The sequence below is a fragment of the Mycobacterium sp. UM_CSW genome, assembly GCF_000455205.1.
Classification (GTDB): domain Bacteria; phylum Actinomycetota; class Actinomycetes; order Mycobacteriales; family Mycobacteriaceae; genus Mycobacterium.
Genome location: NZ_AUWQ01000001.1, coordinates 128,259 through 143,854 on the forward strand (window position 1 = coordinate 128,259; position 15,596 = coordinate 143,854).

The window sequence follows — 15,596 nt, forward strand, 5'->3', positions numbered from 1 at the left end:
GGTCGTGGCTCCAGACCGTCCGATGTCGCCCGCCATGGGGACCACCCGCCCTTAAAAAAATTCCGATCTCAACGGTCGGTGACTTTTGTCAACAATGGGTGACTTGAAGCGTACGCCGCGTCGCGGCCTCAAGTCAACAGCGGCTGACATACAGTTTGGGGATGGGTGCGAAGAGGCCTCGAAATGCAGCTCAGACCCGCGCCGACATCCTCGCGGCGGCGCGCCGCCGTTTCGCGACGGAAGGTTTCGAGCGCACCACCTTGCGGGCCATCGCGGCGGATGTCGGCGTGGACGCTGCGCTGGTGATCCGCTACTTCGGCAGCAAGCAGGACTTGTTCGCCACAGCGACCGAATTCACCATCAAGCTGCCGGACCTGACCAGGGCCGACCCGAGCGACATCGCGGACATGCTGCTGCCGCGCTATTTCGCGGTGTGGGAAGACGACCAGTCGTTCCTGGCGTTGCTGCGGGCGGCGATGACAAGCCGGGTCGCGGCGGACACGCTCAACGAAACTTTGGCCACGCATGTCGCGCCGACGCTGAGGGGCGCCACGCCGGACCATCACGTGCAGCGGATTGCGTTGACGGATGCGTTCGTCATTGGGCTTGCCGCGACGCGATCCGTGCTCGGCACACCGATAGCCAACCTCAGCCGCGAAGAACTCAGCCGCTGGGCCGGCCCGGTCTTTCGGCAGCTACTAACTGGGCCGGCCCCGTCGTAATATCGCGCTGGTCACCCTGCTGAATGCGGCCCCCGTCCCTAACCGGTGACCGTCATCTGATCGTTGCTGCTGGCCCACGACCGGGCGAAGACGTCGATCGGCACCTGTTCGTCGCGGCCCTCCTCGCTGCCGCTGTCGTTGAGGTGCACGATGCCGGCCGCGGTGTCGACGCCGGTGACCACGACGGCGTGGTTGGCTTCCGGTTGGCCGTCCGGGGTCTTGTCCTCGACAGGCTCGCGCCAGATGACTTCGGAGTTGACCCCGACGATCACCTTGCGGCCCTTGGCCAGATCCTGCTCGAGCGCCGACATACCGGTCGGGACACCGGTCTTCGCGGCGCTCTCCTCGTCGGTGGAGGTGGCGCGGATGCCGTAGTGCGCGAGGAGCGCCGGCTCGTCGTCGAACGAGGTGCCGGCGCCGGGTTTGCGCTTCTTCGGCTTGGTGTAGATCGGTCCGGCGTGGACGGTGCTCGGCGTGGCCTGGGCCAGCTTGACGATGGCCTGCTCGGAGGGCGGCTTGCCGGTCAATTCACCGACCACGTCGGCGACCGCCATCTCCACGCAGTCGTCGTCGTATCCCTGGTAGCGCCAGAACGGGGCGGCCGCCGCGGGGTTGCCGTACAGCGTGCCCGCGCCGCGCGGCGGGTCGGGGGTGGCGTGCGCGCTGACCACCGCCGGGCCCAGCGCGGTGGCGGCCGCCAGCAGGGCCACGCCCGCCGCCCGGGCCGCGGTCGCAGTGCGGGTGCCGATCATGCCGTGAATATCTGAGGAGAGTGGCGCGGCGTTACTTTGTTGAGATGCCACGTCCGATGCGCTTCGACGTCAGCGACGCCGTCGGCGAGCAGGCCTGGCTGGCGGCCACCTACTACCCGGCGCCCCGCGGCGCCGACGCCCTACTCGTCTGCCTGCCGGGCGGCACCTACAGTCGCGACTACTGGGACCTGAAGTTCCCCGGCCGCAGCGGCTACAGCTTCGCGGATTTCGCCACCGAGAACGGCTACGGCGTGGTGACGATCGATCCGCTGGGCACCGGCGAAAGTTCCAAGCCGGCAAGAGATTTCGATTTCACCGACATAGCCGCCGCGCTCGCGCGGGCCGTCTCCGCGCTGCCGGAGGCGACGGGCGAGCGCGTCCGCACGCTGGCCGTGGCGCATTCGCTGGGCGGTTACCTCGCAATCGTTCAGCAATCGCTGTTTTCCAGCTACGCGGGCCTGGCGGTCCTCGGCTGCACCAACCAGTACGTCGCGCCGCTGAACCTGGATGCCGGCTTCATCGCCCGGGCGGGCACCGCCGAGGGCCGCGCCGAGCTGGCCCGGCAGATCCTCGCCGCCCTTCCCGAGCCGTATGCCGAGGGCCCGCGCGAGTACCTGCAGAGCTGGTTTCACCTGGCCGATGTGCCCGCCGACGTCGTGGCGGCGGACTGTGTCACCGCAAAGTCGGTGGTACCGCGGGTATTCGGCACCGCAATGATCCCCGGCGTGGTCGCCGAGCACGCGGCACAGATCGACGTTCCGGTGCTCGTCGGCTTCGGCGTCGTCGACGTCTCACCGGACCCACGCGCGGAGGCCGGCCTGTACCGCCGCAGCCCCGACCTCACGACCGTCGTGCTTCCCGAAAGCGCGCACTGCCACAACATGGCGTCGAGCCGCCAGCGGCTGTGGAGGCGCGTGCTCGATTGGGCCGCGACCGTAAAGTGTGCGTCGTGACCCAGACTCTCGATGCACGGCTCGCCCCATTTACGCCCTCGGTGCTCAGCCTTTTTCGGTTCGTCTACGGCTTGCTCTTCGCCGCGAGTGGCTCGATCATCCTCTTCGATTGGCCCGTCCGTCCGGCCTTTCCCGCGGGGTTCGGTACCTGGCCCACCTGGTATGCCGGCCTGATCGAGTTCGTCACGGGGCTCCTGATCGCGGCCGGGTTGTTCACCCGCCCCGCCGCTTTCATCGCGTCAGGGCAGATGGCGGTCGCCTATTTCTGGATGCACCAACCGAAGGCGCTGTGGCCGGTCGGCGAACCGCCTGCGGGCAACGGTGGGCTGTTGGCGATCCTGTTCTGCTTCGCTTTCTTCCTGCTGGTCTTCACCGGCGGCGGGCGCTACTCGATCGACGCCCTGCGCGCCGGGCGCGCTACACCGCGCAGTGCGGGTGCGGTTCCGGGTCGAAACACGTGACGGTTCCATAGGGGCAGCGGGGCAGGTAGATGCCGCCGCCTTTCCGCCAGCCTTTCCGGACCAGCTTTCTGGCCAGGTAGCGCGACGCCGTCAGCGCCTTGGCTTTCTCCGGCGCGGGGTAAAGGCGGGGGTTGTCGTAGGCGTCATAGATGTCTTCGGCGAGTGCGTCGATGAGTTCGATGACGTCGCGGGGTGTGGCCATGCTTCACCAGGTTCCCGTTTCGATGACCAGGGAATCTTATCACCGGCACGTTCTCTGACCAGGCCCGTACTTCCGATCGACCAGCGATAATGGCATTCTCTATATCCGAGAAGCCATTTCCGCGCGGACGAGAGGACATCCAGATGGGCGCAGACCGACGATGCGACGGGCTGGTCGCGCTCGTCACGGGAAGCAGCCGGGGCCTGGGCAAGGCGATCGCCGAGCGGCTCGCCGCGCACGGTGCCACGGTGGCGCTCACCGCCCGCACGATGGAACCAGATGCCAAGTACCAGGGATCCCTGAGCCAGACCCGCGACGAGATCGTGGCCGCCGGTGGCCGCGCAGTCGCGGTCCAGGCGGACCTTTCGCAATCCGACGAGCGCGAAAGGATTTTCGCGGAGGTGGTGAGCGCCGTCGGCTCCCCGGACATCCTCGTCAACAACGCCGCGGTCACGTTCCTGCGGCCGCTCGACGGCTTCCCCGAGCGGCGGGCCCGGCTGATGATCGAGATGCACGTCCTCGGCCCGCTGCACCTCAGCCAGTTGGCGATCCCCGCGATGCGGGAGCGGGGGCGGGGCTGGATCCTCAACCTGACGTCGGTGGGCGGCGACCTGCCGCCGGGGCCCCCGTTCTCCGAATTCGACCGGACCGCCGGCTTCGGCATCTACGGCACGGCCAAGGCCGCGCTGAACCGGCTCACCAAGAGCCTCGCCGCCGAGTTGTACGACGACGGCATCGCGGTCAACGCCGCCGCCCCGTCCAACCCGGTCGCGACCCCCGGGGCCGGCACCCTGGACCTGGCCAAGACCGACACCGAGGACATCGAACTGATCACCGAGACGGCCTTTCGGTTGTGCACCTGCGACCCGAAGACGATGACCGGGCGCATCGCGCACACCCAGCCCTTCCTGGCGGAAGTCGGCTGGTCGAAGCCGGTCGGCTAGGTGACCGAGCTCGAGCTGGACGAGCTGCGGGGACGGCTCGCGGCCGCGGGCGTTGCCGGCCTCGCCCCGCTGGCCGGTGGCGCGTCCAGCCTCACGTTCTCCGGTGAGCGCGACGGCCGCGCGGTGGTGATCAAAGTTGCCCCGCCCGGGGTCGCGCCGGTAGCACACCGCGACGTGCTGCGCCAGGCGCGCGTCATGAAAGCGCTTGCCGGGAGCCAAGTTCCGGTCCCCGAGGTGCTCTGGGAGGACGCGGGCGCCCCGCCGCTCTTCGTGATGTCGCGCGTCGAAGGCGACTGCGTAGAGCCGCTTTTCGACGGTTGCCCGCCGGCCGCCGACCTGGCCGGGCGTTACCGCAACGCATGCCGCGTCATGGCCGCCCTGCACCGGCTGTCACCGGCCAACCTCGGATTTGCGGGTGAACCGGTCATGGAGCCGGCCGCGGAAGTGCGGCGCTGGTCCGACACGCTGCAGACCGTCGACGCGGCGCTGGTGCCCGGCTGGCCGGGCGTGCGGGACGCGTTATTTGCGTGCGCCCCAACGGCCCTGGGCCCGAGCGTGGTTCACGGGGACTTCCGGCTGGGCAACCTGCTGGCCGACGGCGACCGGATCAACGCGGTGATCGATTGGGAGATCTGGGCGATCGGCGACCCGCGCATCGACGTGGGCTGGTTCCTGATCAACTCCGACCCCGACACCTATCGTCGCGTGCGATCGCCCGGCATCGCGCCACCGACCGACGAGCTCGCCGACATCTACCAACGCGAGTTGGGTTGCGAGGTAGCCGATTTGGGCTGGTTCAGCGCGCTGGCGTGCTTCAAGTCGGCCGCCACCTGGGCGCTGATCGTCAAGCACAATCGCCGAAGGCGCTCTCCGCGAACCGAATTGGAAGCGATGGCGGCCGTGTTGCCGAGGCTGCTGGAGCGAGCGCTGTTAATGCTGGACTAGCCGTGGCTCAGCGGCACCGGGCATACAAATTTTGGCAGACCATTCCGATACGATCCGAACGCGTTGACGGACCGACCTCGTCGCGCGGCGACGCGTACAGATCGGGTGTCTCCGTGATTATTCGGTCGATCACCCCTGGCCCCGGCGTGAAGGGATCCACCGGGTCTGCGCGCGCGATGCCGACGCCGCCCGCGAGCGTCATGGCCGGCATCCCTACGGCCAAAAGCGCAACGGCGAGCGGGTGACGTTTCATAGCAGACGATCGTAGCGCTCCAGGGGAGGAAATGGTTGCCCCCCAGCATTACGGTCCAACGTCGCGTTTCAGTCACGAATGCAAAACAACTGCGGCGGTCCGAGCAGCAAATGCGGCCAGATGAATTCGGCACTGCCTACGGTGTCGTCCGTGAGGCCCATCGCCGTGGTCGTCCGCCGCGCCGCGGTTATCGCGGTCTGCCTAACCATGCTCGTGGCGACCGCGACGCCGGCCACCGCCGACCCCGAAGTCGACCCGGCGGCCGCCACGGCGCCGGCGGCCGAGGGACAGGTTCCCTCGAACCCTCCAGCAACCCTCCAAACCCCCGATGGCTGGACACTCGGCCTGGGCGCGAAGGACGAGTCGCAGGTTCCGGTGGCGCCGTTGACGACCGCCGCGTCGTCCCGCGAGTACCTGTCGAGCGGAATCTTCGTCGGCTCGCTGATCGGGCCGGAACAGCCCCGGGGCGAGCTCGAGGTGGGCTACGAGATCGGCTGTGGCATCGACATGAGCACGTCCAACGGCGTCACGATGGCGGGTAGTGCGGGCGTCACGCCGTCGCTCGGGACGACCGCACTTATCCCTGGTGTGACGACGGGCATTCTGCCGTTGATCTCCACACCGGTTAACGGTGTGCTGAGCGTCGGTCTCAAGCCCGGCCTGGTGATCGTGGTGCCGGTGATCAAGAAGGAGTTCAAGGGCGCGAGTCCGTGGGTGATGATCAGCAACTTCCACGTCAAGATCGACGGCTGCGTGGGCCAGTCATTCATCCGCTCCTATGCGACGCTGACGCGGATCACCGACCAATCCGACGTGATCTTGTCCTACGTCGGCGTCACCAAAGCCGTTTAGCTATAAGCGATGCCCGCCAGCTTGTCCGCGAACTTCGCCTCGGCGGCCGCGCGCAACCGGAGCAGGTGTTCGGAAGGGAACAAGTCGGGCGCCGGTTGACGGTCCTTCAGCAACAGGCGGGCCAGCGTCACCTTGTGGACTTCGGTCGGGCCGTCGGCAAGGCCGAGCACGAATGACTCGACCAGGTACTGCACGAAGGGCATCTCGTGCGTGGTGCCCAGCGACCCGTGCAGCTGAAGCGCCCGCGCCGACACGTCGTGTAAGACCTTCTGCATCATCGCCTTGACCGCCGAGATGTCCGCTCGCACCGCCTTGTAGTCGTTGAATTGGTCGATCTTCCAAGCGGTTTGCAGGGTCAGCAGCCGGAACGCCTCGATCTCCATCCACGAGTCGGCGACCATCTCCTGCACCAGCTGCTTGTTGGCCAGGACCTCGCCCTGGGTGTAGCGCGACACCGCCCGCTCGCAGATCATGTCGAAGATGCGGCGGACCAGGCCCACCGTGCGCATGGCGTGATGAATTCGCCCGCCGCCCAGGCGGGTTTGGGCGACGACGAACGCCCCGCCGCGCGGGCCCAGCATGTGATCGGCCGGCACCCGCACGTCCTCGTAGCGAACATAACCTTCGCGCCCACCGCCGCCCAGCGGTTGGTATCCCAGCCCGACGTCGCGCATCACGTTGATGCCCGGCGTGCCGCCCGGCACGACGAACATCGAGTAGCGCTCATACGGGGGCGCCTCGGGGTCGGTCATCGCCATGACAATGATGAACGACGCCATCGAGGCGAACGACGAAAACCACTTCTCCCCGTTGATGATCCAGTGGTCGCCGTCGGGCACGGCGCTGGTGCGGAACACCTTGGGGTCCGCGCCGCCCTGCGGCTCGGTCATCGAGAAGCACGACACGATGCGGTTGTCCAGCAACGGCTCCAGGTAGCGCGCCTTGAGCTCGGGGGTGCCGTAGTGCGCGAGGATCTCGCTGTTGCCCGAATCGGGGGCCTGCGAGCCGAAGACGATCGGCGCGCATTCCGAGCGGCCCAGGATCTCGTTGAGCAGTGCCAGCTTCACCTGGCCGTAGCCCGGGCCACCCAGGTGCGGGCCGAGGTGGGTGGCCCACAGCCCCCGCTCCTTCACGATCTCCTGCAGGGGCGGGATGAGCGCTTGGCGGACCGGATCGCCCAGGTCGTGCGACTCCTTGACGATCAGGTCGATCGGTTCGCACTCGCTGCGTACGAACTCCTCGACCCATTTCAGTTGTTCGGCCCACTGCGGGTCGGTGGAGAAGTCCCACGACATCCGTCGTCCCCTCTCGGTTCGGTCACTGGGACCACTTTTTTCGGCGTTCGGCCGCTTCCTCGGTCGCGTGCGTGAGCACCTGGTTGCGGTTCTCCAGCTCCAGGGCCGACGACAAGCTCGTCGCGTCGGTATTCACCTGCAGCGCACGCTTTGTCAGCTGGACTCCGAGCGGGGACAGGTCGGAGATCAGCACTGCCAACTCCGTTGCACGCTCGAGCAACCGATCGGGTTCGACGATCTCGCTGACCAGCCCGCGTCGATCGGCCTCAGCGGCCGAGACCGTGCGCCCGGTGAGCATCCAGTCGGCCGCGACGCTGGTGCCGACAATGCGGGGGAGGTGATAACTCATGCCCATCTCGGCCCCGGACAGCCCGAGCAGGATGGCGGCGTTGCCGAAAGAGGCTTGGGCCGAACAGATCCGGATGTCGGCGGCGAGGCACAGCGCGAACCCCGCGCCGACGCATGGGCCGTTGACCGCGGCGATGACGGGCTGTGGCAACCGGTGCACCCCCTCGGCGAGCGCGGCCATGCCCTCCTGGAAGCGCATCCGGTCCAGCGCCGGGGCGGTCGCCTCCGGCACGTTCGGCCCGAAGTCGCGCATGTCGATCCCGGCGCAAAAGCCGCGACCGGCGCCCGTCAGGACAACGGCGCGCACCGCCCGGTCGACCGCCAAATCGCCCAGGGCCGTGGCCAATTCGGATTGCATGACCTCGTTGATCGCATTGAGCCGCTCCGGGCGGCTCAACCGGACGACGACGACGCCGTCGCAGGGCCGGTCGAGTTCGAGCGTGTGGGTCACCCACCGATCGTAAAGCGTCTCTCGGTCCAGGAGAATAGCCTTCTCCGAAATCGCGAATCTGTTCTCGTCACACCAGTCCCAGCGCAGAAGGGATCGGCTTTCTGCCCGCCTCAAAGCGACAACGCGACGAGTTGGCCGCCACGCGGAGCCATTGTCGCTGCGAGGCGGGCACAAAGGATGGTCCTTCCGGCGGCGCGACTAGGGTGGCGGATGCGGCCGCGAGGCGGAACACGATGGATTGCAACCTAATTCGGGACCGGAGCGATGGTTGCCGATAACGACGCATAATCCGCCGCGCAGCGGGTAGCCCGCCGCCATGACCAAGATCGGATACTTCCTTTCCAGTGAGCAGTTCGGCCCCAAGGAACTGGTCGACCAGGCCAAGCGCGCCGAGGCGGCCGGCTTCGACGCGCTGTGGATCTCCGACCACTTTCACCCGTGGAACGACGAGCAGGGCCAGAGCCCGTTCGTGTGGGGCGTGATCGGCGCGCTGTCGGAGGCGACGTCGCTGCCGGTCAGCACGGCCGTCACCTGCCCGACGGTACGGACGCATCCGGCGATCATCGCGCACGCGTCGGCCACCGCGGCCGTCCAGCTCGACGGCCGCTTCGTGCTGGGGGTCGGCAGCGGTGAGGCGCTCAACGAGCACATCCTGGGCGACCCCTGGCCGTCCGCCGGCGTGCGCCAGGAGATGCTGGAGGAGGCCGTCGAGGTCATCCGCAAGTTGCACCGGGGCGGCGAGGTGAGCCACCACGGCAAGCACTACGAGGTTCAGGAAGCCCAGATTTACACGCGGCCAGAGCGGCCGGTGCCGATCTACGTCTCCGGCTTCGGCCCGCAGGCCGTTCAGCTGGCCGCGCGCATCGGTGACGGATACAGCATCGCGATGCCCGAGGCGGACCTGGTCAAACAGTTCCGGGAGGCAGGCGGCGGCGACAAGCCGGTGCAGGGTGGCACCAAAGTGAGCTGGGACCAGGATCCCGACGCCGCGCTGAAGGTGGCGCATCGATTGTGGGCGAACGAGGGGCTGCCGGGACAGACGTCGCAGATTCTGCCGCGGCCCAAGGACTTCGCCGCGCTCATGTCGTTGGTGCCGCCGGAGAAGGTCGCCGAGAGCGTCGCGTGCGGACCGGATCCGGACAAGCACATCGCGCAGGTGCGCAAGTACCTCGACGCCGACATCGACGAGGTCTACGTGCAGCAGATCGGCCCCGACATGGACGGGTTCTTCGCGGCGTGGGAGCGCGACGTGCTGCCCGCGCTACGCGGCTGAGCCTCAGCCGAAGTCGGTGCCGGTGGTGAGGTGTTCCCATTTCGCGATCTCGGCCGCGCGGGCGTCCGTGACGTAGCGGTAAAGGCCCAGGGCGTCCGGGCCCAGCAGCAGAAATCCCGGCGGCTCACCCGACTCGACCGCGGCCATGATCGCGGCGGCCGCCTTGGCGGGGTCGCCGGCCTGGTTCCCGTGCATCGTGTCGTTTTCCTTGCGGCGCTGCCCGGCGGTGGCCGCGTAGTCGTCGATCACCGTGGCCGTCTGCGCGAGCGAGCGCCCGGCGAAGTCGGTGCGGAACGCGCCGGGTTCGACGACCGTCACCGAGATGCCCAGCGGCGCGAGCTCCCCGCGCAGCGCCCCGCTCATCCCCTCGATGGCGGCCTTGGCGGCGGCGTAGTACCCGGATCCCACCGGGGTGACGGTTGCGCCGATCGAGGAGATATTCACGATCGCCCCGCTGCGGCGGGCTCGCATCCCCGGCAGGACGGCCTTGATCATCGCGACGCTGCCGAAGAAGTGCGTCTCGAACAATTCGCGCACCGCGGCGTCCTCGCCTTCCTCCACCGCGGCGCGATAGCCGTAGCCGGCGTTGTTGACCAGAACGTCCACGCCGCCGAACCGCTCGTCGGCCTGTCGCGCCGCGGCGGCGACCAGCGCGGGATCGGTGACGTCGAGCGCGACGGCGAGCACCCGCTCCGTCGGGCCCAGGTCGGACACCTTCGCGACGTCACGCGCGGTGACGACCGCATTGTGTCCGGCGGCGATGACGGCCTCGGCGAGCGCGCGGCCGAGCCCGGTCGAGCAGCCGGTGATGAGCCAGGTGGACATGACGTGTCTCCTTCCGTCGGGGCGCAACTCAGTCCAGCAGCGCGCGGCCCACGATCTGCGGATCCGGCCCGCCCACGACTTCGTGGTCCTTGTCGTCGTAGTCGGACTTGGCCAGAACGTAGCGCATCGCGTTGATCCGGGCGCGCTTCTTGTCGTTGCTGCGCACCACGATCCACGGGGCGGCGTCGGTGTCGGTCGCGGTGAACATCGCCTCCTTGGCCGCGGTGTAGTCGTCCCATCGGGTCACCGACTCCATGTCCATCGGCGAGAACTTCCACTGCCGCACCGGGTCGACCAGCCGGATGGCGAACCGGGTGCGTTGCTCGGCCGGCGAGACCGAGCACCAGAACTTCGTCAGGTCGATCCCGTTGTCGACCAGCATCCGCTCGAAAAGCGGTGCCTGCTCCATGAATTCGGCGTATTGCTCGGGCGTGCAGAAGCCCATCACCCTTTCGACGCCGGCGCGGTTGTACCAGGAGCGGTCGAACAGCACGATCTCGCCGCCGGCCGGCAGGTGGGTGATGTAGCGCTGGAAATACCACTGCGATCGTTCGCGATCGCTCGGCTTCTCCAGCGCCACCACCCGCGCGCTGCGGGGATTGAGATGCTCCATGAACCGCTGAATGGTCCCGCCCTTGCCGGCGGCGTCGCGGCCCTCGAACACGATCACGTGCCGGGCGCCGGTGCGCTTGGCGTGGTTTTGCAGCTTCAGCAGCTCGATCTGCAGCCTGCGCTTCAGCCGCTCGTATTCCTCGCGCGGCATCCGGTGGTCGTACGGGTAGCGCTCGCGCCACGTGTCGACGTGGTTGCCGTCCCGGTCGAGCAGGACCGGGTCGTCGTCGTCCTCGTCGTTGACGGTGTAGCCGTGATCGCGCGTGGAAAGGGCGTCCAGATCTATCTCTGCCATAGTCCGGGGTATTCCCGGTGCGGCATCGATTCATCAACCCGTGGCGGCGCAGCGCTCCAGCCGGAAGGTGCGCTTGAAGCCGGCCGGCTGCGTCGTCAGCGTCACCTCGACCGCGCCGCTCGGGGCGACGACGTAGCGTTCTTCGACGTCCGGGCCCTCGCTCCACCGCCCGACCGGCTGGCGGCCGAGGTCGTCGCGGTCGCGCAGGGCCGGGTCGAACGGGAAGAGCACCGGATCATACGGCGTGACGTCGCCGTCGGGCCGCCCGTCGATCAGGCGGCTGCACTCCACGAAGCGGAAGTGTCCGATGTTGTGCGCCGCCCGATAGGTGCGGCTGACGACCAGCGGCGTGCGCCCGTCCGCCGGAAGCGACGCGTCCTTGGGCACGATCGGGTCGAAGACCACGTCCGTGCCGGCCTGCGCCTCGCGGAAGACCCCGAAGTGCCGCGAAAAGCGTTCGGACAGCGCGAAACCCGCTTCCTTGTCGAGGAAGACCGCCAGGCCGATGGCCGTGGCCGCGAAGGGGTGCGGGGAGCGCTTGACCCGCTTTTCACCGAAGGCGCTGCGCAGCATCCGGGCAACCAGCGGGAAGCCCCCGGCCCCGCCCACCACGTAGATGCCCGCCACCTCCGACCAGTCCACGTCCTTGCCGTCCCGGGTCGGCCCCTGCAGGACGCGCTGCAGCAGTTCGGTCGTCTGGTCCACGAGCGGCGCACACACGGAGTAGACGTCATCGATGCCGCAGGAGAACGGGGGCCGGTCGACCGCGTCGATTCCGGTGAGGTCCACCAGGAAACGGCGCGTCTGCGGCCCGACGGCCTCCTTGCGGGCGGCGCACTCGTCCTTGAGCAGCTCGCGCGTGGCGGGGCCCGCCGCGTTCAGGTTCAGCCGGTCGAGGACGAGGTCCACGATCGCCTCGTCGAAGTCGTCACCGCCGAGGCGTTGGATGCCCTCGCTGACCACGACCTCGTTCTCGTGCCCGGTCATCCTGAGCAGCGACGCGTCGAAGGTGCCGCCGCCGAGGTCGTAGATGAGGACGTGCTCGCGCTTGGCGGTGATCGTGGAGCGGTACCGGTGCGCATACTCGAGGCTGGCGGCCGACGGCTCGTTCAGCAGCGCGACGACGTGGAAACCCGCCGCGACGAATGCGTCCAGGGTCAGCAGGCGCTGGGCGCTGGATGCGTTGGCCGGCACGCTGATCGCCGCCTCGATGGTCTCGCCGGGCGCGAGGGTGGCGTTGGACCGGGTTTGCAGGTCGCTCTTCAGCTGCTCCAGAAAGCCGGTGAGCAGGTCGGCCAGCCGATGGTCGCGGCCGGCCAGGTGTATCTCGGTCTGCGGACCCGCCTCGTTGAGAAGGCGTTTGAACGATCGCAACACCGACCACCCCGGCTCGTGGCGGACGGCGGCGGCGTCCGGCCCGAACCGCAACCTCCCGTCGGTGTGGGCGGCGATGAGCGACGGCCAGGCGTCCAGACCGTCGAACGAGATGACCGGATAGTTGCCCCGGTCGACGGCCGCAACGACGGTGTGGGTGGTGCCGAAGTCGATACCGAGCCTCATCGCGCAATATTAGGACCGCGGCACGGCCGAAGGCATCAACCGTTACGGGCGTGGGCGATCAATCCTCGAAGTGACGGTTGTAGTCGCTGCGCTCGAGCCACCACTGCAGGCTGTAGGTCCCCTTCGCGATCATGAGCATCAGCACCGCGGAGGCGAAGGTGACGATCAGGTTCACAGTCTTTCCATTTCTCGTGCCATGAGCGAGTTCTCGAGGAATCCGTACTGCCTCGGGTAGTGCCTTCGCGGCGGGCCCGGTTCATCCGCCGAGGTCATGAGCGTGCGCCGCACGATTGCGATGAACCGGCGGCCGATTCGCTGGCGGCGCGGCCCCAGGGCCGCCGCGGTGCCGAACACCACTTGCTGCGTGCTGATCAGGACTTCGGCGGACGACGCCTCGACCGTGGGCGGCTGGCTTGTGCGCTGTTTGACGGGATCGGTTGTTCTCGCGAGTCCCGTTGGTGATGCCGACATTTCGTCTATCTCTTTTCGATGCGGTGGTCCCGTGACCGGATGAACCCGGCGTTGGTGAAATCACCGTAAGAGCGACGAGCGGCATTCGTCGTGAGTAGTCGACTACCCCTTTGCCTCGACGGCGCCAGCTGCGGACTTCGCGCCCCACTGCCGTTGCACCTCCCGCTCGGCGGGGGTGGGGATCAGCCCGGCGGGTGCGAACCGTTTCGACGGCACCGGGTCGTCCTCGGTCAACGGCCGTCCGCCACCGCCGAGCGCCCTGAGCGCGACGGCGATGCCCGCGACGAACACGATGACGACGACCAACGCGAAGAGGATCGACAGGGTGCCCTGAATGGCGGTGTTCCTGATGACCTCGTCGAGTTGGCGGGCGTTCTTCGCGGCACCGAACGCGGTCTTGCCGGCGTGTTTGGCCGCCAGGTACTGGGAGTGCTGGGTCCAGTAGCCGACGGCGGGATCGCCGGAGAAGATCTTCTGCCACGACGCGGTCAGCGTGACGGCCAGGTCCCACAGCAGCGGAATCCCCGGGATCCACGCCCATTTCAGCAGGCCCTTCTTGATGACCACGACGGTGATGACAGTCAGCGCGATCGCCGCGAGCAGCTGGTTGGCGATGCCGAACAGCGGGAAGAGGGTGTTGATGCCACCCAGCGGATCGGTCACCCCCATCAGCAGGGTGCTACCCCAGGCGGCGACGACGGCGAGGCTGCAGATCCACACGCCGGGCCGCCAGCTCGGGTTGCGCAGCTTGGCCAGCGGGCCGCCGAAGTTGCCGAGCGTGTCGGAGAGCATGAAGCGGTTGACCCGGGTCCCTGCGTCGACAGTGGTCAGGATGAACAGCGCCTCGAACATGATCGCGAAGTGATACCAGAACGCCTTGAGCCCGGCCCCGCCGAACACCCGCTGCAGCACCTCGGACATGCCGAACGCCAGCGTCGGCGCCCCGCCGGTGCGCGAGACGATGGACTTCTCGCCGACACTGGCGGCGGCCTGGTTGATCTGGTCCGCCGTGGCCGGGGCGCCGGACAGGCCGAGCTTGTTGACGTATTGCGCGGCGGTTGACGCGGTGCCGCCCGTCTGCGCGGCGGGCGCGTTGAGGGTGAAGTACAGGTGCTGGTTGATGATCGATGCGGTGATCAGCGCCATGACCGCGACGAACGACTCGGTGAGCATGCCGCCGTAGCCGATCAGCCGCATCTGGCTTTCCTTCTCCAGCATCTTCGGCGTCGTCCCGGACGAGATCAGCGAGTGAAATCCTGATAGGGCGCCGCACGCGATCGTGATGAACAGGAAGGGGAACAGCGATCCGGCGAACACCGGGCCGTTGCCCCGGGTGGCGAACTGTGAGACTGCGGGCGCCTGCATCATCGGCTGTGCGATGCAGATGCCGAGCGCGATGAGCCCGACGGCGCCGACCTTCATGAACGTCGATAGGTAGTCGCGCGGCGCCAGCAGCAACCACACCGGCAGCACCGACGCGCCGAGGCCATAGATGATCAGGCACCAGCACAGGGCGACGGGGGAAAGGGTGAACCAGGATGCGCCCCAGGATGTTTCGGCGACCCAGTTGCCGGACGCCACGGCGAGCAGCAGTAGCGCGAAGCCGATCACGGACACTTCCGACACCCGCCCTGGCCGCAGGAACCGCAGGTAGCAGCCCATGAACAGGGCGATGGGGATGGTCATGGCGATGGAGAACACGCCCCACGGGCTCTTGGCCAGTGCCTGCACCACGATCATTGCCAGCACCGCGATCAGGATCACCATGATGACGAGCACCCCGAGGAGGGCGGCGGCCCCGCCCACCGCGCCCAGCTCGTCGCGGGCCATCTGGCCCAGGGAACGGCCGCGGCGCCGGGTGGATATCCAGAGCACCAGGTAGTCCTGCACGCAGCCGCCGAACACCGCGCCGGCGATGATCCAGATGGTCCCGGGCAGGTAGCCCATCTGGGTGGCCAGCACCGGGCCGACGAGCGGCCCGGCTCCCGCGATCGCGGCGAAATGATGCCCGAACAGCACGCGCCGGTCGGTGGGCACGTAGTCGGTGCCGTCGTCGAGCACCTCGGCCGGGGTGGCGTGGTCGTCGCGCGGACGCACGATCTTCATTTCGACCAACCGGGCATAGAACCGGTACCCGATGATGTAGGTGCAGATCGCCGCGACCACGAACCAGATCGCGTTCACCGTCTCGCCGCGCGCGGTGGCGATGATCGCCCAGGCGATGGCGCCGATCACGGCGATCACGGCGAAGACGGCCTTGTGCCGGGCGGTGATGGGGGACCGGTCGATGATCGCGACCGGCGGTAGCTCTTGGAGAGTGTGGATGAAGCTGACGCCTTTGTCGTGCTCTTTGATTGCCACGGCGAAAACCCTACGCGCGCA

17 protein-coding genes are annotated in these 15,596 nt (G+C 68.0%); 7 read left to right on the forward strand and 10 right to left on the reverse strand.

Features of this window, described 5'->3' with window-relative positions:
- Window positions 1–161 precede the first annotated feature (161 nt).
- Complete coding sequence (locus N415_RS00665) at window positions 162–722, forward strand: TetR/AcrR family transcriptional regulator (RefSeq protein ID WP_068175898.1); 561 nt, start codon at window positions 162–164, stop codon at window positions 720–722.
- Between the two features lie 38 nt (window positions 723–760).
- On the opposite strand, the gene N415_RS00670 is transcribed toward N415_RS00665, so the two are convergent.
- Entirely contained in the window at window positions 761–1,474 is a 714-nt protein-coding gene (locus N415_RS00670; protein WP_068175900.1) for a hypothetical protein, read from the reverse strand.
- Between the two features lie 44 nt (window positions 1,475–1,518).
- Here N415_RS00670 and N415_RS00675 point away from each other — a divergent pair, with 44 nt between their 5' ends.
- A complete protein-coding gene (locus N415_RS00675; RefSeq protein ID WP_081664992.1) occupies window positions 1,519–2,427 on the forward strand; it encodes an alpha/beta hydrolase in 909 nt (302 codons plus the stop codon).
- A complete protein-coding gene (locus tag N415_RS00680) occupies window positions 2,424–2,888 on the forward strand; it encodes a DoxX family protein (protein ID WP_068176173.1) in 465 nt (154 codons plus the stop codon). The genes N415_RS00675 and N415_RS00680 overlap by 4 nt, the downstream gene beginning before the upstream one ends.
- On the opposite strand, the gene N415_RS00685 is transcribed toward N415_RS00680, so the two are convergent.
- Window positions 2,845–3,090: a hypothetical protein gene (locus tag N415_RS00685; protein ID WP_068175906.1), complete on the reverse strand. Its 246-nt coding sequence runs from the start codon at window positions 3,088–3,090 to the stop codon at window positions 2,845–2,847. The genes N415_RS00680 and N415_RS00685 overlap by 44 nt on opposite strands.
- 143 nt (window positions 3,091–3,233) lie before the next feature.
- Here N415_RS00685 and N415_RS00690 point away from each other — a divergent pair, with 143 nt between their 5' ends.
- Together N415_RS00690 and N415_RS00695 are read left to right on the forward strand one after the other, a co-directional pair.
- Entirely contained in the window at window positions 3,234–4,034 is an 801-nt protein-coding gene (locus tag N415_RS00690) for an SDR family NAD(P)-dependent oxidoreductase (protein ID WP_068175908.1), read from the forward strand.
- Window positions 4,035–4,979 (forward strand): phosphotransferase family protein, encoded by a 945-nt coding sequence (locus tag N415_RS00695; RefSeq protein WP_068175910.1) that lies wholly within the window; start codon window positions 4,035–4,037, stop codon window positions 4,977–4,979.
- A gap of 7 nt (window positions 4,980–4,986) precedes the next feature.
- Here the strand turns inward: N415_RS00695 and N415_RS00700 are convergent, their stop codons facing one another.
- Window positions 4,987–5,232, reverse strand: coding sequence for a hypothetical protein (locus tag N415_RS00700; RefSeq protein ID WP_152531184.1), 246 nt, complete (start codon window positions 5,230–5,232; stop codon window positions 4,987–4,989).
- Window positions 5,233–5,397: 165 nt separating this feature from the next.
- On the opposite strand from N415_RS00700, the gene N415_RS00705 reads away from it, so the two are divergent.
- The gene (locus tag N415_RS00705) at window positions 5,398–6,084 is read left to right on the forward strand and encodes an MspA family porin (RefSeq protein ID WP_239645416.1); all 687 of its coding nucleotides are present in this window, start codon (window positions 5,398–5,400) and stop codon (window positions 6,082–6,084) included.
- Here the strand turns inward: N415_RS00705 and N415_RS00710 are convergent.
- The gene (locus tag N415_RS00710; RefSeq protein ID WP_068175920.1) at window positions 6,081–7,379 is read right to left on the reverse strand and encodes an acyl-CoA dehydrogenase family protein; all 1,299 of its coding nucleotides are present in this window, start codon (window positions 7,377–7,379) and stop codon (window positions 6,081–6,083) included. The genes N415_RS00705 and N415_RS00710 overlap by 4 nt on opposite strands.
- A gap of 22 nt (window positions 7,380–7,401) precedes the next feature.
- Window positions 7,402–8,178: an enoyl-CoA hydratase/isomerase family protein gene (locus N415_RS00715; protein WP_068175924.1), complete on the reverse strand. Its 777-nt coding sequence runs from the start codon at window positions 8,176–8,178 to the stop codon at window positions 7,402–7,404.
- Between the two features lie 316 nt (window positions 8,179–8,494).
- Between N415_RS00715 and N415_RS00720 the strand changes: the two genes are divergently transcribed.
- Entirely contained in the window at window positions 8,495–9,451 is a 957-nt protein-coding gene (locus N415_RS00720; protein WP_068175927.1) for an LLM class F420-dependent oxidoreductase, read from the forward strand.
- 3 nt (window positions 9,452–9,454) lie between these two features.
- On the opposite strand, the gene N415_RS00725 is transcribed toward N415_RS00720, so the two are convergent.
- The 5 genes from N415_RS00725 to N415_RS00745 all read right to left on the reverse strand — a co-directional run bounded on the left by N415_RS00725 (window position 9,455) and on the right by N415_RS00745 (window position 15,575).
- Window positions 9,455–10,276, reverse strand: coding sequence for an oxidoreductase (locus tag N415_RS00725; protein WP_068175930.1), 822 nt, complete (start codon window positions 10,274–10,276; stop codon window positions 9,455–9,457).
- Window positions 10,277–10,304: 28 nt separating this feature from the next.
- Window positions 10,305–11,183, reverse strand: a complete 879-nt coding sequence (gene ppk2, locus N415_RS00730) for a polyphosphate kinase 2 (RefSeq protein WP_068175932.1) — start codon at window positions 11,181–11,183, stop codon at window positions 10,305–10,307.
- A 33-nt stretch (window positions 11,184–11,216) separates the two neighbouring features.
- Window positions 11,217–12,743 (reverse strand): Hsp70 family protein, encoded by a 1,527-nt coding sequence (locus tag N415_RS00735; RefSeq protein WP_068175934.1) that lies wholly within the window; start codon window positions 12,741–12,743, stop codon window positions 11,217–11,219.
- 171 nt (window positions 12,744–12,914) lie between these two features.
- Window positions 12,915–13,214, reverse strand: a complete 300-nt coding sequence (locus tag N415_RS00740) for a hypothetical protein (RefSeq protein ID WP_068175936.1) — start codon at window positions 13,212–13,214, stop codon at window positions 12,915–12,917.
- Window positions 13,215–13,316: 102 nt separating this feature from the next.
- A complete protein-coding gene (locus tag N415_RS00745) occupies window positions 13,317–15,575 on the reverse strand; it encodes a carbon starvation CstA family protein (RefSeq protein WP_068175939.1) in 2,259 nt (752 codons plus the stop codon).
- Window positions 15,576–15,596: the final 21 nt, after the last annotated feature.